Annotated in this window: 18 protein-coding genes and 1 pseudogene; 7 read left to right on the top strand and 12 right to left on the bottom strand. The window is 48.7% G+C overall.

The window, feature by feature from the left end; translation table 11 throughout:
- The first annotated feature begins 46 nt into the window (after positions 1-46).
- Complete coding sequence (locus ACFQ0F_RS01940) at positions 47-997, top strand: HD domain-containing protein (protein WP_379068492.1); 951 nt, start codon at positions 47-49, stop codon at positions 995-997.
- Between the two features lie 398 nt (positions 998-1,395).
- On the opposite strand, the gene ACFQ0F_RS01935 is transcribed toward ACFQ0F_RS01940, so the two are convergent.
- Together ACFQ0F_RS01935 and ACFQ0F_RS01930 are read right to left on the bottom strand one after the other, a co-directional pair.
- A complete protein-coding gene (locus ACFQ0F_RS01935; RefSeq protein WP_116208087.1) occupies positions 1,396-3,015 on the bottom strand; it encodes a GMC family oxidoreductase in 1,620 nt (539 codons plus the stop codon).
- 78 nt (positions 3,016-3,093) lie between these two features.
- Positions 3,094-3,396, bottom strand: a complete 303-nt coding sequence (locus ACFQ0F_RS01930; protein WP_116208086.1) for a DUF445 domain-containing protein — start codon at positions 3,394-3,396, stop codon at positions 3,094-3,096.
- Positions 3,397-4,229: 833 nt separating this feature from the next.
- Here ACFQ0F_RS01930 and ACFQ0F_RS01925 point away from each other — a divergent pair.
- Complete coding sequence (locus tag ACFQ0F_RS01925; protein WP_379072067.1) at positions 4,230-5,288, top strand: AraC family transcriptional regulator; 1,059 nt, start codon at positions 4,230-4,232, stop codon at positions 5,286-5,288.
- 48 nt (positions 5,289-5,336) lie between these two features.
- Here the strand turns inward: ACFQ0F_RS01925 and ACFQ0F_RS01920 are convergent, their stop codons facing one another.
- Genes ACFQ0F_RS01920 through ACFQ0F_RS01905 form a run of 4 tightly spaced genes read right to left on the bottom strand, consistent with a single transcriptional unit; the run spans position 5,337 to position 9,376 of the window.
- Positions 5,337-6,551, bottom strand: coding sequence for an NAD(P)/FAD-dependent oxidoreductase (locus tag ACFQ0F_RS01920; protein ID WP_379068487.1), 1,215 nt, complete (start codon positions 6,549-6,551; stop codon positions 5,337-5,339).
- Between the two features lie 11 nt (positions 6,552-6,562).
- The gene (locus ACFQ0F_RS01915; RefSeq protein ID WP_379068484.1) at positions 6,563-7,945 is read right to left on the bottom strand and encodes a cytochrome P450; all 1,383 of its coding nucleotides are present in this window, start codon (positions 7,943-7,945) and stop codon (positions 6,563-6,565) included.
- A 56-nt stretch (positions 7,946-8,001) separates the two neighbouring features.
- Positions 8,002-8,322 (bottom strand): 2Fe-2S iron-sulfur cluster-binding protein, encoded by a 321-nt coding sequence (locus tag ACFQ0F_RS01910; RefSeq protein WP_379068480.1) that lies wholly within the window; start codon positions 8,320-8,322, stop codon positions 8,002-8,004.
- Positions 8,323-8,344: 22 nt separating this feature from the next.
- Positions 8,345-9,376: a putative solute-binding protein gene (locus tag ACFQ0F_RS01905; protein WP_116208081.1), complete on the bottom strand. Its 1,032-nt coding sequence runs from the start codon at positions 9,374-9,376 to the stop codon at positions 8,345-8,347.
- A gap of 224 nt (positions 9,377-9,600) precedes the next feature.
- On the opposite strand from ACFQ0F_RS01905, the pseudogene ACFQ0F_RS01900 reads away from it, so the two are divergent.
- Positions 9,601-10,315: pseudogene (locus tag ACFQ0F_RS01900) on the top strand (IS3 family transposase); the annotation flags it as partial.
- A gap of 113 nt (positions 10,316-10,428) precedes the next feature.
- Positions 10,429-11,322 (top strand): metal-dependent hydrolase, encoded by an 894-nt coding sequence (locus ACFQ0F_RS01895; RefSeq protein WP_379068476.1) that lies wholly within the window; start codon positions 10,429-10,431, stop codon positions 11,320-11,322.
- Between the two features lie 39 nt (positions 11,323-11,361).
- Here the strand turns inward: ACFQ0F_RS01895 and ACFQ0F_RS01890 are convergent, their stop codons facing one another.
- A complete protein-coding gene (locus ACFQ0F_RS01890) occupies positions 11,362-12,045 on the bottom strand; it encodes a TetR/AcrR family transcriptional regulator (RefSeq protein WP_181898999.1) in 684 nt (227 codons plus the stop codon).
- A gap of 147 nt (positions 12,046-12,192) precedes the next feature.
- Between ACFQ0F_RS01890 and ACFQ0F_RS01885 the strand changes: the two genes are divergently transcribed.
- Both ACFQ0F_RS01885 and ACFQ0F_RS01880 read left to right on the top strand, forming a co-directional pair.
- Positions 12,193-15,192 (top strand): SDR family NAD(P)-dependent oxidoreductase, encoded by a 3,000-nt coding sequence (locus tag ACFQ0F_RS01885; protein WP_116208178.1) that lies wholly within the window; start codon positions 12,193-12,195, stop codon positions 15,190-15,192.
- Positions 15,193-15,195: 3 nt separating this feature from the next.
- On the top strand, positions 15,196-16,377 hold the full coding sequence (locus tag ACFQ0F_RS01880) for a lipid-transfer protein (protein WP_116208076.1): 1,182 nt from the start codon (positions 15,196-15,198) through the stop codon (positions 16,375-16,377).
- Positions 16,378-16,638: 261 nt separating this feature from the next.
- On the opposite strand, the gene ACFQ0F_RS01875 is transcribed toward ACFQ0F_RS01880, so the two are convergent.
- The 5 genes from ACFQ0F_RS01875 to ACFQ0F_RS01855 form a co-directional block, all read right to left on the bottom strand.
- Entirely contained in the window at positions 16,639-16,941 is a 303-nt protein-coding gene (locus ACFQ0F_RS01875; protein WP_379068471.1) for a DDE-type integrase/transposase/recombinase, read from the bottom strand.
- 264 nt (positions 16,942-17,205) lie between these two features.
- Positions 17,206-18,786: a flavin-containing monooxygenase gene (locus ACFQ0F_RS01870; protein ID WP_116208075.1), complete on the bottom strand. Its 1,581-nt coding sequence runs from the start codon at positions 18,784-18,786 to the stop codon at positions 17,206-17,208.
- 55 nt (positions 18,787-18,841) lie between these two features.
- Complete coding sequence (locus ACFQ0F_RS01865) at positions 18,842-19,813, bottom strand: alpha/beta hydrolase (RefSeq protein WP_116208074.1); 972 nt, start codon at positions 19,811-19,813, stop codon at positions 18,842-18,844.
- A 66-nt stretch (positions 19,814-19,879) separates the two neighbouring features.
- Positions 19,880-20,710 (bottom strand): SDR family NAD(P)-dependent oxidoreductase, encoded by an 831-nt coding sequence (locus ACFQ0F_RS01860; protein ID WP_116208073.1) that lies wholly within the window; start codon positions 20,708-20,710, stop codon positions 19,880-19,882.
- Between the two features lie 234 nt (positions 20,711-20,944).
- Positions 20,945-21,886, bottom strand: a complete 942-nt coding sequence (locus tag ACFQ0F_RS01855; RefSeq protein WP_116208072.1) for a metal-dependent hydrolase — start codon at positions 21,884-21,886, stop codon at positions 20,945-20,947.
- Positions 21,887-22,707: 821 nt separating this feature from the next.
- Between ACFQ0F_RS01855 and ACFQ0F_RS01850 the strand changes: the two genes are divergently transcribed.
- Positions 22,708-22,890 carry an IS30 family transposase gene (locus tag ACFQ0F_RS01850; RefSeq protein WP_379068465.1) on the top strand — a complete coding sequence of 61 codons (183 nt, stop codon included), beginning with the start codon at positions 22,708-22,710 and terminating at the stop codon, positions 22,888-22,890.
- Positions 22,891-23,343: the final 453 nt, after the last annotated feature.

Below are 23,343 nucleotides of genomic sequence, written 5' to 3'. Positions count from 1 at the left end.
ACATGCTCAGCCGGCTTCCCTCGCATCAGCATGGAGGGCTTTGATCATGCTAATTAATACCTCCCAGCTTCACGATCACGTCGGTGACTCGATCTCCATTCAGGGACGATTAGTCGGTCTTGAGCAATGCTTGGCGAAGAATGGGCATAGCTACTTTAGGCTCAAGCTTGTCGATAGCGCAGGAGCCATTAAAGCCTATGTATGGCCTGAAGCATCGCTCTATGATTTCATTGAAACCATCAATGTAAGCGAACAGCATTTAGTTGAGCTAAATGGCCGAGTAACCCACTTGAATGGGTGTCATTTTTTGAAGCTCAGCGAGCTGTATGTCGTTTCAGCTAGCCATGTGCGCAATGGTGCTGCCCTGCTCCCTTTGCCATTGGTTCCTGTACGCGCTAGAGAGGCCTTGGACTGGCTCATTAACTTCATTGACGAGCTAAGCAATGAGTCGCTTCGTGCCTTTCTGACCGGCATATTGATGGATCCAACCATTGGCCATCGATTCATTCGCTGCCGAGCCAGTGCTAGCTATCACAGTGCGTACCCTGGCGGATTACTTGTGCACTCCGTGCAGGTAGCTCAACTAGCAGGAAGTTGGGCGGTAATGCTCGGTGAATCGGAGCTCTTTATTGCACTCACTCAAGTCGCTGCGTTGCTACATGACTTAGGCAAAATCGATACGGTCGGCGAGAAGAATCCACGCCCGATGAACCCCTCGTTGTACCAGCACGAAATACAGACCGTTCACCTCTTGGCACCACACATAAGTCGGCTAATAGCGGATGCGCGTATTGAGGGTATGGTGATATCACATTTGATAGGCCGCCTTGCCTCTACCAAGCACTATAGAGAGCAGTCGATGATCGAAGAGCTTGTTCGGTTTGCCGATCAGGCATCCGCTGGGCACCAGCAAAAGCAGTCGCTAGAGCAACTGATTAAGCTGCTCCCGCAACAATCTAGCAATGATGATAGCTTCTATAACCGCTTCTGTGTCTAGTCAGACAACATTGTGTGACTAGCGCCTTCGCCTAAATTAGTGTCTATAGAAATAGGTCCGTATCACAACGGCTCGCCACAAGTAGTGCTGCTTTCCGTTTATCCTGATAAATACCTCATCAAGATATAATGTATCACCGAACCCGCCATGCTTTTGTTTATGTCTGCAAGCATAGGCAGGCCCGAATTTGACACACCACAATCGGATCGCCTCATAACTGACAGAGATACCCTTCTCTGCCAGCAAGCCTTCGATATCACGAAAGCTCAGGTTAAAGCAGTAATAGATCCAGACTGCGTAGCTGATGATGCTGGGGTGAAATCGATGACGCTTGTAGGTACTCATGGCAAATTATCTCAGCAGTCGAGTTAACTTGTCAGTACCGTGCTACTCCTGACTTAATGTTTATCCGGAATAAAGGACATGGCACGCTCAGCCAGAGCAGTGATGGTGAGGCTTGGGTTTACCCCTAAATTTGCCGCAATTACTGACCCATCAATCACATACAAATTTCGGTAGTTAAACACCCTGTGCTTCGCATCTATAACACCGTCTTCTGCGCTACTCGCCATGTTGCAACCACCCATGCAGTGAGCCGTCATTGGGACATTAAAAAATATTTCGCTAAGAGAGCTCATGCCTACTCCACCCGTGGCAGCGGCAGCTTTTCGTGTAAATTCATTTGCCGCAGGGATAAAGGTAGGAATGGGCGCGCCATGAGTGCTTAATGTCTTCTTAAAAGGCCAATACCACGGCCGAGTCCACCGCATATCGAGATGACCTTCCAGAGCCTGCATCACTAGGAAAATTACCGTTTCACGCGAGAAGCGATAAGGAAGTACAGAGCGAATTGCGGTAATTGGGCGAGTTAAAAGCAGGCGAATAAACGCCAAGAGCCAGTACAACGGTCGGCTGGCTCCCTGTCTCCCTGCCGTCAGAGTTGTTAGCAAGCTGCTCAATAGATTGGAGCCATCCGCGTAACGAACAGCTTCAACATGTGTATGTTGATCTATATAAATTCCAGAGCCGATTGCCACACCTTTGGACATATCTTCTTGGCTGCCGGGATAGCGGACACCCAAAATAGATTCAGCATTTGTACGAACACGTTTGCCAAGGCTGACAGAGATATTTGGTAATGACCCAGAGTCACGCAATGAAAATAATAGTGCCTGACTACCCAGTGATGATGCTGAGAAAATCACCTTGCCTGCTGTGATATGTCGAACTTTAGGCTTCCAACGAGAGAATGTTGGAACAGTAGAAACGACATAACCATCAGCACCATCCGCGCAGTCATTCAAAGGCCTCACATCAATAACTTTTGTTTCAGCGCAAACAGTTACGCCTCGCTTCTCTGCCAAATAAAGGTAATTTTTATCCAATGTGTTTTTAGCATTGTAACGACAGCCCACCATGCAACCACCGCAACCTATACATGAGTTACGCGCAGGGCCATCACCTTTAAAGTATGGGTCGGGGTACTCCGTCCCAGGATCATCACCTTCTTTGCCAAAGAAGACGCCTACATCGGTATAGTAGAAGCTACCCCCAACTCCCATGGCATCTGCCATTTCTTTGAGTTTCGCATCAGCTGCAGCGGGGCGCTTATTGACCGTAACACCGAGCATCTCCTTCGCACGCTCATAATGCGCCGGCATCTCCGCATGCCAATCTGAAATCCCTGCCCAACTACCTTCTGCCCACACACTCGTTGGCGGGACCAACAGAGTCTGAGCATAAGTAATAGATCCGCCGCCAACAGCATTGCCATGCAAAATCATGACATGTCGAAAAAGACGTAAGCTAAGAAAGCCTCGAAAGCTAAGCACGGGCTGCCAGAGATAGTCCCAAAACTTCCAATTCGTCGACGGAAGGTTTTCTGGTGTCCAGCGCCGACCTTGCTCCAAAACACATACGCGATAGCCTTTCTCGGCTAAACGTAGGGCTGAAACACTGCCACCAAATCCGGAGCCAATAATTAGGTAGTCGTAATCAAGATGGTCTGTTTTACTCATAGCTTGCTCTTTGAGTTTTATTATTGATGTGAGTGTTCTTCAAAAATTAACGTCTCTCGATTCCTAGCGCAGCATCATTTAAACCTGATGCTCACCCACCAAGAATCCTAAAACCGCGCCGCTAGCGATCAGCTTCCATTCATCCTGCTCAAAAACGGGCCGTAGCACGCCTTCAAACTCCTCTGTCGTCATTTCCTGCATCTTACTGACCAATGTATTACGAACATCCATTGCATCATCTGCATATTTTTCGACATGCGTTAATGTTGCTGGTAATCGCTCAATTAACTTCCCAGCGATATCTTTCTTCATTTGTTGATAGCTTTCGCTTTCAACCGCTAAAACCACCAATGGCTGCGCTAAACCAGCCTGATCGTACACTAAGTCCTGAACATGCTTTTGAATTACATTAAATAACTTGTCAGAAAGTGGCCCTCTGAGCACTACCTAGAATATATTGTGATCTGCTATAGCTTCATCAGCGAGCATTGCGCCATACTCTGTAGAAACTTCTTTACGGCGCTTTAGAAATAACCCTTGCTAACTAATGAGTCAAAAAATATTTCTGCTTTTCTCTGGGTCGGAAAATCATTTTAAGAGCCATCCAGTCAGAGAACCTCCCAACGAAACCACCAAATAGTGGCATTATCCAAGCTGAGTGAGTAAGCGCCCATGCAACTTCCTGAACACAACCAACAGCAAAACCGAAATAAATGCCTGATCACCGAATAAGTTGAAACTACCCACGGCCGGCTTTTTGAAATTTTCTATTAATAAGCTCTTTATCTCTAGATAAATAAACCACCGCCGTGTCTTTTAGATCAATTATATTACCAATATTTCCTTGAATCTCTCTCATCATATCTTCTACTGTGCCCGTGGCTTCAGCCTGTACACGCTAAATCAATCGTTTGCGAATCACTAATGGCATAGAGTCTCAGAGCCCGGGTCGATAATGAGACATAACCTCATGAGTAATATCTTCGACAGCATCTAGAAGCGGAGTTTAAATTTTATGAGCAACACGTTTAGGATCAAGCTCCCTTGAACATCCGCTGCAATTTCAGCCCATGTCATAATGATGCTCCTTATAAGCACTTAATATAATTAGCTAGCGCATTTATTTTTATATATGCCAAGCCAGTTTATTAACTTTCGGCTGATGTCACACTAATTTATTCCACCAACAATGTGCAGAGCAGAAGTTGACAAAGATGGTTCATTTATTGACAATCAAAGAAAAGGCTACAATCATGATCGATGATGAGCTCTATCTAGCCTCTCAATACATTCATCAAATTGCTGAACAAGTCACGCGCATGGGCTCCCCCCTACCTGATTGGTTTAGTCAATTACAGCAGATGGGGCCAACAGGCGAACTTGAAATTCAGCAATTATCATTGCCTGACTTCAAGCGGTTAATTTTGGAAGCAGTCAATGTAACCAATGACACTGCATTTGGTTTATTGGTTGGTGAGCGACTACTCATCAGTAGTCATGGGTTACTGAGCTATGTGTCCTCAAAAAGTGTCTCTCCGAAAGAAGCACTTGAGTTGATCGCTCGCTACCTCCCACTAAGAACATCTTTAATGACTGCCAAGCTAGAGCATACAAAAACTCATACTCGCTTCGTACTCATCGAGAACTGTGATCTAGAAGAGGCATCACAGCCCGTAATAGAGGCCATCACACTAACCATTAAGAACTTGTTTGAGTACGTCACCATGGGGCTTTGCAAAGTGGATGGTGTATCCATTGCCTCTAATACCCCATCTCATCTTTCACTCTCCGAGCAACTTTTTCGCTGTAATGTTACCTATCAAGCAAGCTGGAATGGTTTTGAAGTTCCACACGAACTGCTCAATATTCCAGTACGTGCCTCTAGCAGCAAGGCACTTTTTGAAGCCGTTCATCGTTGCCAAGATGAACTAACTCGGCTCGCAAAGTCTCAAAAGCTCTCGGCGCAAGTCAGAAGCATAATGCTTGAAAGACAAAACAACCTTCCCTCTCTTGCAGTAATTGCACGGATGTTAAACCTGACGCCTCGAACGCTTCATCGGCGGCTTATTGATGAAGGATCCTCCTACCGAGACATCATCGAATATGTGCGCCATCAGTTAGCCATGGATTACTTACTAGATCAGCAGATAACCATAAAAGAAATAGCATTCATGCTCGGCTACTCTGATTTAGCAAGCTTTCGTCGAGCATTTAAACGCTGGACAGGAAAAACTCCTAGTGAGTATAGGACCAACTCCGTAAAGCTCACTTAATCTTGCTTTGGACCACAACAAGATAAAACACCTATCTTGCCTGTGCCCTCACAGCAACTCCTTAACCGCAACGCCGTCATCGACCAGGTGCGAGACATCCAGCGTAAGACCCTCGGCAATCACTCGCTTACTGAGCATGAACTCTTGTGGCCTATTCACGCAGTCGGCGGCAATGAGCTTGCCTGCCTGAAAGTAAAATGCGGCAAAGCTTCGGCCAGTCTCTTTATCACCACGAATAACTAGTTGATCGTAGCCTTGACTAAGACCGGCAATTTGCAGCTTCAGATCATATTGATCGGACCAAAACCACGGCAGGCTTTTGTATTCCTTGCTCAGTCCACACATCGATGCGGCGGCGGCCTTGCCTTGCTCACCGGCATTAGGCACAGACTCGAGGCGAATGCGGCGCTGATAAACCTTGCTGAAATGATTGGCGCAGTCGCCAGCAGCAACTATCGATGGATCATTGGTGCGGCAAAACTCATCGACAATAATGCCGTTTTCCACGGCAATGTCAGCCGCTTCCGCAAGCTCAACATTGGCGATAACGCCAACACCAACGACTACGATATCGGCAGGGAAAATGGCGCCGTTGCCACATAGCACAGCCTCCACTCGCCCATCGCCAAGTAAGCTCGTAATCGACACGCCGGTTTGAATTTGCACACCTTCTTCGCCGTGTACTCGGGCGTAAAATGCCGACAATTCGGGCGCGGTAACACGCTGCAAAATGCGCTCAGCCATCTCTAGAACAACCACCTGCAGGCCTTGTTTACGAAGCGATGCCGCGGTCTCTAAACCAATATAGCCACCGCCAATAATCACGGCAGTTTTGGCCTGAGCAAGCTCAGCTTGAATGCCCTCGACATCGGCAATATTGCGCAGATAATGCACACCTTTGAGCTCACTACCGGGCAGCTCAACACGTCTCACGCGAGCGCCCATGCACAGAGCCAACTTGTCATAGGCCAACTCTGCGCCATCACTCAGCGTGATGGCTTGGTGCTGCCTATCGATCGCAGTTACACGGCCTTGGCGAAACTGAATGTCATTTTTTTCATAAAAAGCTGAAGGGCGAATCGCCAACTCGGCAGTGGTTTTATCGCCTGCCAAAAACGTCTTCGACAGCGGCGGCCGATGATAGGGAAGATGCGGTTCCTCCCCTATCACCACGATATCGCCATCCCAGCCCTCTTGGCGCAGACTAGTGACTACTTGCGCACCAGCATGACTGGCACCAATAACAAGGGCCGTTTTTTTCATGATGGCCTGCCTTATTTTTTCGCGGTCAGCGTGACCATCATCTTCGAGTAGCCACGGACAAAGTTTGACTGCACTAACTCAGGCTCCGACACCACTTTGATGTCATCGAAACGCGCTAACAGCTCTTCCCAAAGGATGCGAATCTGCATTTCGGCTAATCGATTGCCCATGCAGCGATGCACACCAAAGCCAAACGACAGATGGTTACGAGCATTTTTTCTATCAATGATGAACTCATCAGGCTGATCGATCATGCGCTCATCGCGGTTGCCAGAGGCATACCACATCACTACCTTGTCGCCTTTTTTAATGACCTTTCCATTGAGCTCTACGTCCTGCTTAGCAATTCGACGCATATAGGCCAGCGGGGTTTGCCAGCGAATAATCTCCGAGACCATGTTCGGAATCAGGCTTGGATTCGCTTTAAGTTTAATAAACTCATCTGGAAAACGATTGAGTGCCAACACGCCACCGGTCATCGAGTTCCTCGTAGTGTCATTTCCGCCAACAATTAGCAGTGCAAGATTGCCCAAAAACTCCATCGGGCGACGGATCATGTCTTTAGTATCCTCGTTCGACAGCAGCAAGCTCATCAAATCAAAACCAGGCTTCTCTCCGGCAGCCTTTCTCGCCGCCTTTGAATGCCAAAGGTCTGAAAATTGCTTGGCCATATCGGCAACGCCAATGAAAGTATCATTTATATCAACATCACCACCTGTCGTTTCAGGGCTTGCTGCAACGATATCCGACCAGTAAACGAGCTTATGGCGTCTCTCGTATGGAAAGTCCAAGAGCGTTGCGAGCATGCGTGCGGTAAGCTCAATAGAGACCTCATGAACCCAATCAAAAGGCACACCTATCGGCAGGTCATCTAAAACCTCTTGGGCTCTGGTACGAATTAAACCTTCCATTTCTTTCAGATTTTGCGGGGCAACAACGCCCTGAACTGCCTGCCGCTGCAAGTCATGCTTAGGCGGATCCATGGAGATGAAATTAGCCAGCTCCAGTCCATCTGGTGTGTTGCCAATGACGATAATAGGCTCCGCAGAGAACAAATCGTGATGCTTATCAACAAACACAATGTCCTCATAGCGCGTTACAGACCAGAATGGACCGAATGGACTTTGCCTCTGAAAGTGTACTGGCGCTTCATCACGCAGGCGTTTGAAATATGACAGCCAGCGACCTTGTCGATACAAAAATGGATTACTGACATCGATATCTTCAATGGCTAGGGTCGAGACGTCCGGAATGGATGCTTCGACAAACCCAGGAAATGCCGCCCCTTTGACAAAGCGCCGCTTCACACGCTGAAACAAGTGCGCGCCCTTTACTTGTAAATGAATAGGAACGGCAGCGACTGCACCCTCAATTACTGAAGTTAAATTTGTCATATAAATCTCCTAATACGCAGATACGAAGCAGGCATAAAATCTACTTACTCGACGACTTACATTTGGAACTCAGGAAGATGCAGCACCATGCCAGCCATAGCGTCTGACATCTTAATCTGACAAGAAAGCCGCGATGTGTCGGCTTTTTCTGGTGTCATATCTAGCATCTGCAGTTCTTCAGCAGACGCACTCCCAGTTCCATCCATCCAACTTTTCTCAACAATGACATGGCATGTGCCACAAGCGCAGGCACCTCCACAATCGGCATCAATACCCGGTACGCCATTGTCCATAGCGATCTGCATTAATGATTTTCCTTCCTCAATCTCCACCACATGCTCTGTGCCATCATGTTCAATAAATGTAATGTTGCTCATAGCTCTATCTCCGATCTATCAACTACCAGTTTTCAGTATTTGCGCTGCACTCTGAGTCAGCCGAGCTGATGCTGCAGCGAACACGTTTGATAATCTTCAAACCAGGCTTGTCATAGACGCCCTGTTCGGCAATAGCTATGCGTGAATCACGCAGCATGATGGTGTACTTGACCATATTCTCGGGGGTTAAATCACCCCAAGTTGATGCCGGAATATCTTTCTCCGCCTTATTCACGAGTGTCATCGCACGATTAAATTGACCAAGCCAGTACTGGCGCGACTTCAAACCAAAGCCCTCAGGAAACTTCGTCTCGTTGATAATGATTTGATAAGTCAAAATAAGAATTGGGAAGCGTTGAATAGCACCTTTAGTACCAATACCGCGATATAGCTCTAGTGGACGATAAGCCATGGCCGGAGCAGCAATGAAGTCCACAGAGCCATTATTAAACTTGCCGGCAAAGTTAGTAATATCAGCTGAAACCGGTTGCGCGCCAATTTTCTGAATCATAATGGCCTGCGCTTTATCGTAATCAAACGAGGCAATTCGCTTACCTGCTAATGCTTCAACTGTATTAATTTTGCGATCATTAACCACAGGATACGCAGTACCAAACGGAATAATGCCAGCGACCTCATATCGACCATTGACCATCAACTTACTAGCAGCAGGTGATGAAAATGTTTGAATGGTTTTCCGCACTGTTTCATAGCTCGCCGGCATATCGACTTTGCCATTACGAATAATGGTCGACACACCTAACGAGTCTAATGCAGCGGCTGTTGGGTTAAATTGGCGAGTACGAAATCCGGTTGCCATCACCGCATCACACTCTCCAGCCTTCAAATCTTCGGTGGCTACACGCTCATCGGTGTATGCCTTGATTGATATTTTAGCGCCCATGGATTGCGCTGCTAATGAGTAGTCTTTAGCGATATTGACCATATCGCCAGCACTACCCAGTAAGTCATAGACACAAAGTGTTTGGTTTGCCTGCGCGAATGGCGCCACCGAGGCTGCGACTAAAAATGCAGGAAGAATCAGTTTGTTCATGTGCTTTTTCCTTTTTATTATTGAAGCCTTACATTTAATACAAGCAATTAAATTGATGGCATCGGCTTCGATATCCAACAGATACCTATCCTAGCCAGTCAATCCGACGATAGAGGGATCATCTATTGACATATGTGGGATATTTATTGACAAACATCATAGAAATCCTGCTTCACAGAGGTGCTGACTAGCATCTGCATCAGCTGCAAGCGCTCTGATAGGTACTGAAGCGGTTACTGCTTCGCAAGCGTGAGAATGAGCTGTTCATACAGAGCCGAAGCTCAGCAGGTAGCCGCAGCGTCTGTGACATGATGTGGCAGCAACATGGCATTGCCATAGGTCGTTTTAAAGTGGCTAGACTAATGGAAGAGTCAGGTCTAATCAGCATACAACCTGGCAAGCATGCCTATATACAGGCGACTGTTGAACGATCAGATATACCGAACATGCTGAATTGCGAGTTTGCTGTCTCGGCGCCTAATCAGGTCCGGTGTGGCGATATCACGTATCTGTGGGAGCAAGGGGCATTGGTGCTACTTAGCGGCGGTGTTGGCTGGACGCTCCCCGAGCATCTCGATGCTGACCTAGTGACTAAGGCGCTGGACATGGCCGTTGAGCAGTGAGGGTGTGATGCTTCACTCGGACCAAGGTAGCCAATATGACAGTCGCCGGTTCCGTCAGCGCCTATGGCGCTATCGAATTCAGCAAAGCATGGGTCGCCGTGGAGATTGCAGGGACAATGCGCCAATGGAGTGGTTGTTTAGAAGCTTGAAAACTGAATGAGTGCCGAGTGTTGGCTAAATGACTCGGCGAGAAGCGATGCAAGATGTGAGTTACTTGGTGGAGCGTTACACCTGGGTCAGGCCGCACCAGTTTAATGCTGGTTTGGCACCGACAGTAGCGGAAAAAAAACTTAAAACTGTGTCCGAGATTAGTTGACCACTACACTTGCCAACAGCTCGCAACAAAAATTATCTATTGACTGCTTGACCGTGACCAACCAGTCATGACACATTAAATGGAACATTACAAAATGTCACATGAGGTATACTATGGAATCATCCACCAACATCAAGTCATCAGGTTTAGCTGGTGCCAGCGTAGGCATCCCACCTCGCAATATTAAATTTTCCCATGATTACTACAACTCACATCGCTACCCCATAGCCAATAATGCCTTTGCATCCAGTTTTATTGCCGTGCTTTCGGGATCATTCCCACCCGGTGAACGTTTTTTTGTCGAATCTGTACGTCACTTTCGAGAGCAAATCACTGACTCCGAGCTCAAAGCCCAAGTTTCAGGCTTCATTGGTCAAGAAGCCTTACATGGTCGTGAGCATGACCGTCTGAATGCGATTTTTAGCGAGAAAGGTATTCGCGTCGACTTCGTCGATAAAGGCGTAAAAATGGGTCTTTACTTACTAGAACGATTCTCGCCAGAACAACAACTAGCTTGCACCATCTTCATGGAACACTTTACCGCTATTTTTGCCGAGTCATTTTTACAGGATAGTAAGTTCCGTGAGGCCTGTGAGCCTGAATCATTAAAGCTTTGGACTTGGCATGCGCTTGAAGAACTAGAGCATAAATCCGTGGCTTACGATGTATATACGCGAGTTAGCAATAGCTGGCGCTTAAAGTTACAAGCTGGACCACTAGTTGCTGCGGCATTAGTACCCGTCCTGATAGGGAGCTTGGTGGCCATTTTGGCCCATGACAATCAGTTACAAAAGCGACATATCAAATCGCACTTGAAAGGGGCTGCGATGTTGCTTGGTAGGCATGGTCTTTTAAAGCATGTACCTCGACGACTACCAGACTTCTTCAAAAGAAACTTCCATCCCACTCAAGATGACACACGATCATTAGAGCAGCAGTGGCGGGAGAACCTTTTTGGCTCGCAAGGGCTCCTAAGCGACATCTATGCATCTCCCACTTTGCAATAACTAAGATTTGCAAGTTACGAGTTATCGCATCTCAGCCTGCTAGGGTGATGGCTTATCACTAGGCCATCGCTTTGGCTTAGGTGGAGCCGCAACTACTTCAGGCTTAACTGCGACCTTTCCCTGCAATAAGCCTGACCACAGCCTTAAATAATGATCAGGCGCAGCAGAACTGCTCAGCAGGTGTTGATCGATTGTCATGCCACGGATCAGCCAGTGCGTCAAAACAAAGTAATCACTCACTGGATCTTCACTACTTCTACTCACAAAGTAATGTTTGGCTGCATTGTCCAGCATGTCAAAGCCTGCGAGCCCAAGCTTTCGCATCACCTCGGCCAACTCAGTATCGCGGCGACTAGCAAGCGTCAGCTCCAACAACGCAATGGTTTCCTGCTGATTAAATAATGTGCTCCAGCCAATTTGAATCATTTCAGTCAAACGGTTATCTGATGATGCAAGGCCGCTAAATGCTTTACCCAATTCGATATATAGCCGTTGAATGAGACGCGTAGCAGCTGCTTCCATGAGTGCAGCCTTGGTGGCGAAATGATGCAATGGCGCACCCAATGACACATCTGCTTCAGTCACAATGGATTTGAAGGTGGTGCCTGCGTAGCCATCACGATCTAAACAACAGATGGTGGCACTGATTAAGCGCTCACGCATGGCATGGCTGCGCTCAACTTGCGTGCGACGACTGGGCTTCTCAGGTGCCTTTGACGCCATGCGGCCTCTCCAATTCAGTTTTCTTCGAAAGCTAATCATACATCTGACTGATCAGTCATAATTTTATTGACAGATTGGCGCGTCGTGACCTATAAATAATACATGTTGAACGAACATATTGTAAATATTATCAGCGAGGCCCACTTCATGGCATTACGATTTGATCAACGCGTGGCGATTGTCACCGGTGCAGGCAATGGCTTAGGCCGATCACACGCACTTCTTCTTGGCTCACTAGGGGCCAAAGTAGTTGTTAACGATCTAGGTGGCGGCGCACACGGCGATGGCAAGTCTTCCACTGCTGCCGATGCGGTAGTCGCTGAAATTATCGCCGCTGGTGGCGAGGCAGTGGCTAACTACGACTCCGTAGAACATGGAGAGCGTATTGTGCAAACCGCACTAGACGCCTTTGGTACAGTAGATATTGTTATCAACAACGCCGGCATTTTGCGAGATGTTAGCTTTCATAAAATGACTCAGGCCGACTGGGACCTGATCCTCAAAGTGCACTTAACTGGCTCAATGAGTGTGTCACACGCCGCGTGGCCGATCATGCGCGATAAAGGTTATGGCCGTATCATCATGACTACTTCAGCCGCTGGCCTTTATGGCAACTTCGGCCAAGCCAACTATTGTGCGGCGAAGCTCGGCCTTGCTGGACTGGCGAACTGCCTAGCTGAAGAAGGGCGTAGCAAAGGAATTCAAGTCAATACCATTGCGCCAATCGCCGCCTCACGTCTCACCGAAACGATCATGCCGCCGGAACTGCTAGCTAATCTCAAGCCCGAGCATGTCAGTCCATTAGTAGCATGGCTATGCCATGAAGATTGCGAGCAAACCAAGGGAATATTTGAAGTTGGCGCTGGCTATATTTCGCAACTTCGCTGGGAGCGTACACAGGGGCAATCATTCCCACTGGGGAAAAACTTTAGCGTCGATGATGTGGCGAATAAATGGAACACCATTGGCGACTTTACCAACGCTGGCCACCCCGCTACCGTCAACGACTCTTTCGCGCCCATCCTGCATAACATCAATAACCCACGCTTAGGTGGCAACGAATTTATTGATCTAGATGAAGCAGTAAAATGCGAGTTGGTGTTGGAAAATAGCTATGACGAGCGCGATGTAGCTCTGTATGCCCTCGGTATTGGCGCTGCGCGTGACCCACTAGACAAAGCTGAACTAAATTATGTCTATGAGATGGGTAGCGACTTTGCTGTACTTCCAACTTACGGCGTGATGCCACAATCCAACGCCATGCTACAGGCAGCTAAAGCAGGTGGCTTGAAGTTACCCGGCCAAAATTATGGTTTTGATCGCATCCTGCATGGTGAGCAATACACTGAAATCAAACGTCCATTACCGACGAATGCAAAGCTCAAGCACATCTTTAAATTTAAAGAGGCCTGGGATAAAGATCCACACGCTGTGGTCACTTTTGCTGTGCACACCCTCGATGAAAGCGGTGAGGAAATTGCTTATAACGAAATGACCTCATTTGTGCGTGGTGCTGGTGGCTGGGGTGGTGATCGTGGGCCAAGCGCAGACGTCAACACACCTCCAAACCGAGAGCCCGATGCTGTTATTGAAGAGAAAACCGACGCCAATCAAACGCTGCTGTATCGCCTCTCCGGCGACTGGAATCCGCTACACGCCGACCCAGCATTTGCCAAAGCGTTTGGCTTCGATAAGCCCATCCTTCACGGCATGTGTACCTATGGCTATTGTGGTCGGCACGTTATTAAAGCCTTTAGCAATAATGACCCACGCTATTTCAAAAGCATTAAGGTTCGCTTCGCTAAAAGTGTCTACCCAGGCGAAACATTAATTACCAAAATGTGGCGAGAGTCAGACACTCGTATCGTGTTTGAAACCTCGGTTAAAGAACGCAATGAAGTTGTTATTAAAAACGCTGTCATAGAGCTATATACCGAAATTCCAGCACCTAAAAAAGCAGCACACACATCAGATGCAGCATCTGTAGAAGCAGTAAATTCTGTGATTGTGGATGATTACTTCGCCGCTATTGCAGACTTTGTTGCCAGCAAACCCGAGCTTGTAGCTGAAGTGAAAACTACGTTCCAATTTACCTTCCATAATCCTGAATCGAGTTGGTTTATCGATCTGAAAAATGGCCAGGGTGAAGTCGGAGCGGGTGAAATCGCTAAACCCGATGTCACCATTGAGCTGGATAATGAACACGTCAACACGCTGTTTGGCGGCGACCAAGGAGAGGTACAAAAACTCTACTTCGGTGGCAAGATGAAAGTGCATGGCAATGTTATGGCATCAAATAAACTATCGGCGCTAGCTGGCATGGACCCGGCCGCTATAGATGCCGCAAAAACAGCGCGAGTTAGCGCAGAAGTCACAACGCCTGCTGCTGCCGTCGTCGAAGCAGAAAATGCTTTTGTCTTAGCCGATGTATTTGCAGGCATTAAAGCTTTTGTTTCCTCGAAACCACAACTCTCAGAGCAAGTGAAAACTAGCTTCCAATTTAGCTTTCATGCCCCTGAATCAAATTGGTTCTTGGACTTGAAAAGTGCCAAGCCAATTGCTGGTGAAGGGGTGCTACCTAAGCCAGATGTCACTATTGAGATGGATGCAGAATATGCGCCAGTCTTATTTTCTGGCGATCAAGCAGAAGTTCAAAAGTTATTCTTCGGTGGCAAAATGAAAGTTCATGGCAATGTCATGGCGTCAAATAAGTTGTCTGTACTATCGGAGATGGATCCTGCTCTGATCACACAAGCCAAAGCTGATCGTTTAGCTAAAAATACAACAGGCGCTAATCCAGCAGCATCCGCACCAGCAACTAAATCATCAGAAGCTCCCGCTATTTTTGAGCAAATCGCCGCGCACTTAAGTGCCAAGCCTGCGACTGCAGCAAAAGGAGTTGTCCAGTTTTCGCTCAGTGATATAGACAGCACATGGTGCATCGATTTCAGTGCCAGTCCTGCACAAGTAACAGTTGGCTCTGCTGCGCATCCTGATGCTGAAATCACATTATCCGATGCGACGCTACAAGCGCTCTGCTCTGGCGAGCAAGGCTTACAAGACGCGTATCAGCGCGGGGACGTTCGCGTCGATGGCGATGCACTCTTGGCTCGCGAAATGAAATTCTTAAACGCTTTAGGAGCATAAGTTATGAAACAACGAGTCAATGTCATCGGAGTTGGTATGACCCAATTTACCAAGCCCGGCTCTAGCCCTGAATATTATGAAATGGCCGCCGAAGCAGGCAGAAAAGCCCTAGCCGACGCCGGCATTCCCTATGAGTCTGTAGAACAAGCCTTCGTTGGCTATGTCTATGGCGACTCTACTTGCGGTCAGCGCTCGGTGTATGAGCTAGGCCTCACCGGCATTCCTGTGGTGAACGTGAATAACAACTGCTCTACCGGCTCAAGCGCACTGTATTTAGCACGCCAAGCTATCGAGGGTGGTTTAGCCGAATGCGTGTTGGCTCTAGGTTTTGAGAAAATGAGCAAAGGCGCTTTAGGCACCATGTTTAACGATCGCGAAAACCCTATGGGATTGCATGTTCCAGTCATGCTTGACCTGCAAGGGTTTAGCTCGGCACCACCCGCCGCGCAGATGTTTGGCGGTGCCGGTCGTGAATATCGCTGGCAGCACGGCACGAAAAAAGAGACTTTCGGCAAGATCGCTGAAAAGGCACGTAAACACGCAAGCAACAACCCTTATGCACTATTTGGACAAGTACTCTCTCTAGAAGAGATTATGGCTTCACCTGAAGTCTTCGATCCGTTAACCCGCTTTCAATGTTGCCCACCCACATGTGGTGCTGGTGCCGCAATTCTTTGCAGTGAGGCTTTTGCCAAAAAGCATGGCATCAAAAATCCGGTCTACATTGCCGCACAGTCGATGACAACTGACTATGCCTCCAGCTTTGAGCCGCGTTCGATGATCAAAATGGTCGGATACGACATGACTCAAGCTGCTGCTAAACAGGTCTATGAGGAGTCAGGCATTGGCCCAGATGATATCGACGTTGTGGAGCTACATGACTGCTTCACGGCGAATGAACTACTAACTTATGAGGCGCTTGGGCTCTGCCCAGAAGGTGGTGCAGAAAAGTTTATTTGGGACGAAGACAACACCTATGGCGGCAAAGTAGTGACGAATCCATCAGGCGGCTTACTTTCAAAAGGTCATCCACTCGGTGCAACCGGCTTAGCGCAATGTACAGAGCTAGTTTGGCAGTTGCGTGGCACGGCAGAAAAGCGTCAGGTCAGTGGCGCGCAAGTTGCCCTGCAACACAACCTTGGCTTGGGTGGTGCCTGTGTCGTCACCATGTATCGACGTGATTAAAAATTAATTTTTATGATGAATGCTTATGACGATACTAACAAGTAACTTGTCAGCTCTGAGCTCGTGCCACTTTCAGTCAATTAGTCAAACTAAGCGGTACTGATATGTTAACTTCTAGACTCAGCAATAGTTAAACCTTTCACCTCTACGCACCTAACGCCCTCCAAGTTTAGAGCGCGGCTGTCCTAGTAAGTCAATAATGACTTGCTGGGACAAGGTGTCTTCCAAGGTTGAGAAAGTTTGAGACTGCCGCATCGTTCGTTAGGAATAGTTGTACCTGACTCGGGAACTTAAACCGCCCATTCCCCGCTCCCTGAATCGCGTCGACTCATGCAACTGCTCGGCTCTATTGTTCACGTGCTTGGCTGTATTGTGATGAACTTTTGGCATTAGCTCGCGTTGAGCAACCCTATAACTTGCCAACTTATCAGTGACTATCGTTCTTGGTTGGTCGTCGTGGTTACGTAACAAGCGCTTAAAGAACTGCCTAGCCGCAGCACTCTTACGGCGACTCTCAACATAGACATCGACCACTTCGCCGTCCTGATCAACTGCTCGCCACAAGTAGAGTTGTTTTACGTTTTATCTTGATAAATACCCCATCAAGATAAAACATATCGCCTAATCTGCCATGATTTTGCTTCAGCTTGGGAGAATAGGCAGGTCCGAATTTGATACGCCATAAGCGGATCGATTCTTAACTGACAGAGATGCCACTCTCTGCCAGCAAGTCTTCGGTATCACGAGAGCTCAAATTGAAGCGATAGTAGATCCATACTGCATAGCTAATGATACTGGGGTGAAAACGATGTCGTGAGTGGGTACACATCAGCGAGTTAACTTGTCAGTGCTAGGATTCGAACCAACCTTACTAAACTTATAGTTATTCATGGACAAATGCTTGGCCCGCCAAAGCATCTCGACTGATGTGGAAGGCCTTAGCATTGGCGCATCCCCATGTTTATCAAAGTAATAGCTATTGGACAAAGAACAGTTGTGATTTAGGAACACCGTGCTTTGTTGGCGTCGCTGAATATCTGCAAAGTAGCGGTCATGCACATCCTGACGCACTTCCACACAGGTTGCTTGTCTCTTGAGCCCTTCTTTGATGCAGCGTACTGCATGTATTGCATTGCCTTCCGCCATCTTAAAATAAGAAGTACCGATCAGCGCATAGGGACCAAGCATGACATAAAAATTGGGGAACCCAGGCACAGTCAGCCCTTCATAAGCTTGATAGCGATTACTCTCCCAAAAGGCTCCAATCTCTTGGCTCTTGCGACCGACAACATCATACGAGGGAAGGTTTCCTTTTTCGAATACGCGGTAGCCGGTTGCCAGAATCAGCACATCAATTTTCCGCTCGACCCCGTCGCGGGTTTTTATGCCTTTCTCGGTAATTCGCTCAATAGACGTTGTGATGAGGTCAGTATTATCGCGTGCAAAAATACGAAAATACTCATTCGAGAAAGATGGGCGCTTGCAGCCGAAACCATATTTCGGCGTCAGCTTCTCCCAAAGGTCCGGCCTGCTCGGCAACTGCTCTTTCATGTTGCGAATGCCAGCCTCTTCGCATTTGCGTACCAGCCAAGGGGCCTGCCGATAATAAATCGTAGAAATAACCATCAACGACTCGCTTATAACATCAGTACCTACACGCACGAGGCGTTGCGCGGCCGGCAACAGCCGGAACGAGCTTTTCAGCCAGCCAGGAAGCGCGTGGTCTGGTTTTTTCAACAGCCATATCGGTGTGCGTTGATAGACATCAAGCCGCTTCACCAGCGGAGCAATTTCAGGCAACAACTGTACGGCCGTAGCCCCCGTGCCAATCACCGCAACACGTTTGCCCTTGAGGTCTATACTGTCATCCCAGTGCCCTGTATGGATGATCTTGCCCTTGAAGTCATTGATACCTTCGATATCCGGCATCTTCGGCGAAATCAGGCCACCGGTTGCAGACACCAGATGACGGGCTGTGATGGTATCACCACCATCTACTTCAATGCGCCAGTAGTGACGCTCTTCATCGAACTCGGCACGGCTAACACTGGTCTTGAACTGGATGTGTGGATAGAGGAAGTACTTGGCAGCTACCCGTTCGGTGTAATGCTGCAACTCTTTACCCGGTGCGAACACTCTCGACCAGTTCGGGTTCTGCTCAAAAGAGTACGAATAGGTGAACGAAGTAATGTCGACAGCGATACCCGGATAGCGATTGTCTCTCCAAGTGCCGCCGACACGGTCGGCACGCTCAAGAATGATGAAAGACTCAATGCCCTGCTCTTTCAGGCGAATGGCAATGCCAAGACCAGAAATACCCGCGCCAACAATGACAACTTCGTGATCGGGACTTATTGCTCGCGTTCGTTGCACACTTACCTGTTCAGGTTTTGTGATGGCAATATTCATTGCTAATTTCTCCAAATTTATACTGTACGTGTATTTTTACAGTCAATTTAATGCACTAACCTGCTAAGGCCTTGCTTGCACTTTCGTGCTCAGAAGACAACTGAAATTCCGCGCTGCTCCGAACCAGACTTTCTCCCACATGCTTTTCAATAAACCGGATCAATACATGCATGTCTTGCCTGGCTTCAGGAAGCAAAAAATGAAAAATAGGCCACACATGCGGCATATCCAGACGCGACAGCAGCTCCACCGTCACCCCGGCCTGACGCGCGTTATGGACAACACGGTAAGCATCATCACGCAGGCACTCCTCTTCGCTCACCGTCACCAGCAAAGGCGGCAAACCAGAGAAGTTCCCCCGACAGGGAGAGGCATCGGGATGCGTGGAGTCCGCCCCGGCCAGATAAATATCGATCGCCCTATCTATCATTGACTTTGACAGCATGGAATCACTGGCACTGTTGGCCGTCAGCGCTGGCAGTGTGCCTGTTGCATCCGTACCAGGCGACAGGGTCAGCGCACACACTGGCATGGGCAGATTTTCAAGCTTGGCGCGCAATAGCGTGACCAGGGTCAGGTTACCGCCCGCAGAATCACCCGCAATCACCAGGGGCTCAGTTCCCTGCAACTCCGCCGACAATTGCCGATAGACCTGAAATGCATCGTCCGTTGCCGCCGGATAGGGATGCTCCGGAGCGAGGCGGTAATCTGCCATGAAAACCTTGGCATTCAAACGTCTGGCAACCTCGCCGCAAAACGTGTGATAGGTCGCCAGCTTGCCGCCAATAAAGGCACCACCGTGCAAATACAGGATGGTCATGCACGGCTTAGCCACCTCCAGCCACTCACCAAGAACCCCGGCAACGCTTGCCTGCCGGACCGTAATTCCAGAGGGCACAGGGCTGGGGAAGAGCTTGGTGTCCATGGCACTGCGCAAATGACGAACAAGTGCGGCATTTGATGTCAGCTCACGCTTTACCCGCATGCGCAGGAAGAGTTTCAGTAGCTTGGCCTGGCTAGATGCCATATCGATAATTCCGTCAGTGAAGTGTGGGGGTATATGCTGTGCTTGAAGATGGCTGCTACCACATCATCAAGACGGCGCAACAAGCCGGTAGGCCTCACCCAGGCTACGCGCATACAAACGTGGGGCGGCGCGCTTAAACATCCACGCAATGCGTCCGTCAATTTGCGGTAGCATGTACATCTGCCCTTTGTCGAGCGCGTCCAGCGCCTTGCGTACCACCGCGTCGCTGTCGGTCAGGGCAAACTTTGTCATCGCCGTTTTGGCAAACTCGGAGCGATAAGCAGGCAGATGACCATCGTTGACAATATTGGTTGGTACCACCGTCGGACACAGCACTGTCACTTTCACCCCCGTTCCCGTCAGCTCAGCCGACAAGGTCTCTGACAAGGCCATCACGCCCGCCTTGGTCACGTTGTAAGCACTCATTTCTGGTGCTGCGGCAAACCCTGCAGCCGACGCCACATTGATGATCCCGCCATAGCCCAGCGCCTTCAGTTTTGGCGCAAAAAAATGACAGCCGTGAATCACGCCCCAGAGGTTGACGTTGACGCACCAATGCCATTTTTCCAGCGATACTTCACCAATCTGGCCACCGAGGCCAACCCCCGCATTATTCACAACCAGAGTTACAGGGCGACCAAGCAAGCCCTCCGCCTCGTCTGCCAGCACTGCCATCTGTTCAGCATTGCCCACGTCACATGCATAGGCTACCGCGTGCGTATTCAGGCTGCGCAGCATGGCCGCTGTTTCTTCGGCACGTTCAATACGAATGTCTACACACACAACGGCACCACCTCGACGCCCAATTTCATAGGCAAAGCTGCGACCAATACCACTGCCAGCTCCAGTCACAATCGCCGCCGCACACTGTGACAACTTTTGGGCTTTCTTACTCATGAGACATTCCTTTAAAAAGAGCCGGGTGGCTCGAAAAATTACCGCTCTTTATTTACCACCCGCTAAAACCTCGGCACCCGCATAGTCCCCCACGGCGTCAGCTAATGATCAACTCGTCCTGATCGATTAACGAAACGGCATTGTCGCAACAAATGACAACAATGCCGTGATGACCGGGAAACGTCACACTTAGACCGAAGGCATCAGCGGAAATCAGTGCGCTTTACTGGCTGCTCAGGCCGCCTGTACAACAGCCTTCAGCTTCAGCTTGCCTGGCGCATTCTTTTTCAGCTTCCAATCGAGTAAAGCTTGATAGGCCTTATGCGGGTCGCCGGTTTTTTCGTAACTGCGCTTCCAGACATGGATGACTTCACGATTGTCATCATCCCAGGGATGAAAATCAGGCATGAAGTAAGGCAGATAATGGGATTGGAAAATGCGCGCAAGAATGCCGGGATTGCCGAACAGGATATTGCTCATCCTCATGGCTGAGCGCCAGTTGGTCAGCTGCTTGTCCTTGTGCAGCAGATAGGCCTGGTTGCCGACCATGAGCGGCAGACCAAGTACCGTCCCCATCGCCATTCCCCCGACGCGCCTCAGGTAGCCCTTGATGCCGCCACCACTGGCAGCGACATACACATCAAAGCTGACACCCTTGTGCTCCGTTTCTTCAACAAAATGCCAGTACAGCATTGCCCTGAGCTCAGGATCAGACTCGTTGAAAAGCTCAGGGTTCTCCAGCATGACCGAAGAGATGACAGCGGTAAAATGCTCGAATGCTGCTGCCATGGAGCTCTGCATATCAAGACTCAGCCGCTCCTGCATGGTGACCCTGATTTTGGTAAAAACCGCCTCCACTTTGTCAATCGGCACGCCTTGAGCAACGCATGCCTTGTTCATTTCATCATGCTCACGTGCATGAATGCGCTCCTGGCGACAAAAATCGATCGCAGCCTTACGCACTTCAGGGTCGATCAATTTGTCGAGTTGTGCTCTGGCTGAATTCATTACCCAGCGTTCGCCATCAGGAACCGCCGCCAGAATGGAGTTCATCCAGTGCGTGGTCCATGGATCACCGTTGAACCAGTGGCGCGCCACCGTATCCGTATTCATCTTGAAGTGAATGTCACGGGGAACAACTTCTTCATATCCAATTTCTTTGCTGATTACGCTCATGTCATTACTCCCAGCATCCTCGTAAGGGCACACTATCTAAGCCACATAACTTATTCATGATTTTGGTTGTCCAACCAACCAATAATGTATAAATTGATATATCAGCCGTGTCAACAAGTTTTGTATAACAGGTGGCAGTCTCAAGCTCCAAGTGCAAACACATTACAAGCACCTAGGCCCTGAAGAGCGGGCCGTCTTGATGCTGATGCACCTAGATGGGCATTCATTAAATGCCCATCTAGGTGCGATTACAGCGAACAGCGAGCAAGCCCAGTTGCTAGCTCAAGCGCTATTCGTCCTCACCCTGTGCGCCTTACGATGCCGCTAACGCAGGTGACGCAGCGCGACTAAAGCAGCGCCAAGTCCGTTAAATAAAGAAGCTTGCCGCTGAGCGCCATTAATTCCAGATCGTGCTGAGATGCAGGTGTCACATATAACCATTTGCACCGCGCTTTATGCCATGCCTCGTGGTTAGTTACGCAAAGGACTGATTCGCTGCCTTCGACGCGGACATGTCACGCGCCGCCATCGTGGCCAAGGCGAAGACCGGCGCGGCCAACTACCGAAGATGCTCAGTATCAATGAGCGCCCAGCCGAAATAGAAGATCGCTTGGTTCCTGGCCATTAGGAAACCGGCTTGATTGAAAACGCCGGTAATAAGTCAGCTATGGCTACTTAGATCGAAAGTACAACGCGCTTCGTCATCTTGGCCAAAATGCCCAACGTGACTGCCGAGGCGCCACTGAAGGCACTGACGTTGGCGATGAGCCGAATCGATGCACCGTTTCGACTAACGTTCACCTACGATCAGGGCTTGTGAAATGAGCCGTCATGCTAAGAGAACTGAAAAAACTGGCACTACTGCCTACTTCGTTGACCCACACAGCCCATGGCAACGCGGCAGTAATGAGAATATGAATGGATTAATTCGGCAGTACTTGCCCAAGAGCACTGACTTATCGCAGTACTCACAGGAATACCTTGATGTGATTGCACACAGCTAAAATACTCGGCCGCGCGCTGTGCTAAAATATAAGATGCCGATTGAGGTCTATGCTGCGATAACAGAGGCACTAGCTCAATCAAGCGCAGAAACTAAACACTATTGTCTTCGTTGCACTTGGGATTCGAGACTGCCGGTGATAAAAAATTAGCGCGCGCGCTTCGTAAACAAAGGACGTCATACGCTAAACTAAGTATTGTGACGCCATGCCGAGATAGCTGCCAATCTAAATCACATTAAAGTACCATTCGATAAAACCGAACTGCAATTGTGAATACCAATCTCAGTAAGATTAGGTCGATACTAGACTTATAAAGTCTCCGCCTCGTAACAATGCTTCGCAACCAAATACAATCGAATTTCGCTCAAAAATCAACCACACTGCACCTCCACTCAAGCTCTAAAAATAGCATAATTATAGTTCGGGATTTAGTATTTTATTTTGACTTACATG

This window comes from Paraperlucidibaca wandonensis, from assembly GCF_042677145.1.
GTDB lineage: Bacteria > Pseudomonadota > Gammaproteobacteria > Pseudomonadales > Moraxellaceae > Perlucidibaca > Perlucidibaca wandonensis.
The sequence above is the reverse complement of the archived record's forward strand: the minus strand, read 5'-3'. Positions and strand labels throughout refer to the sequence as shown.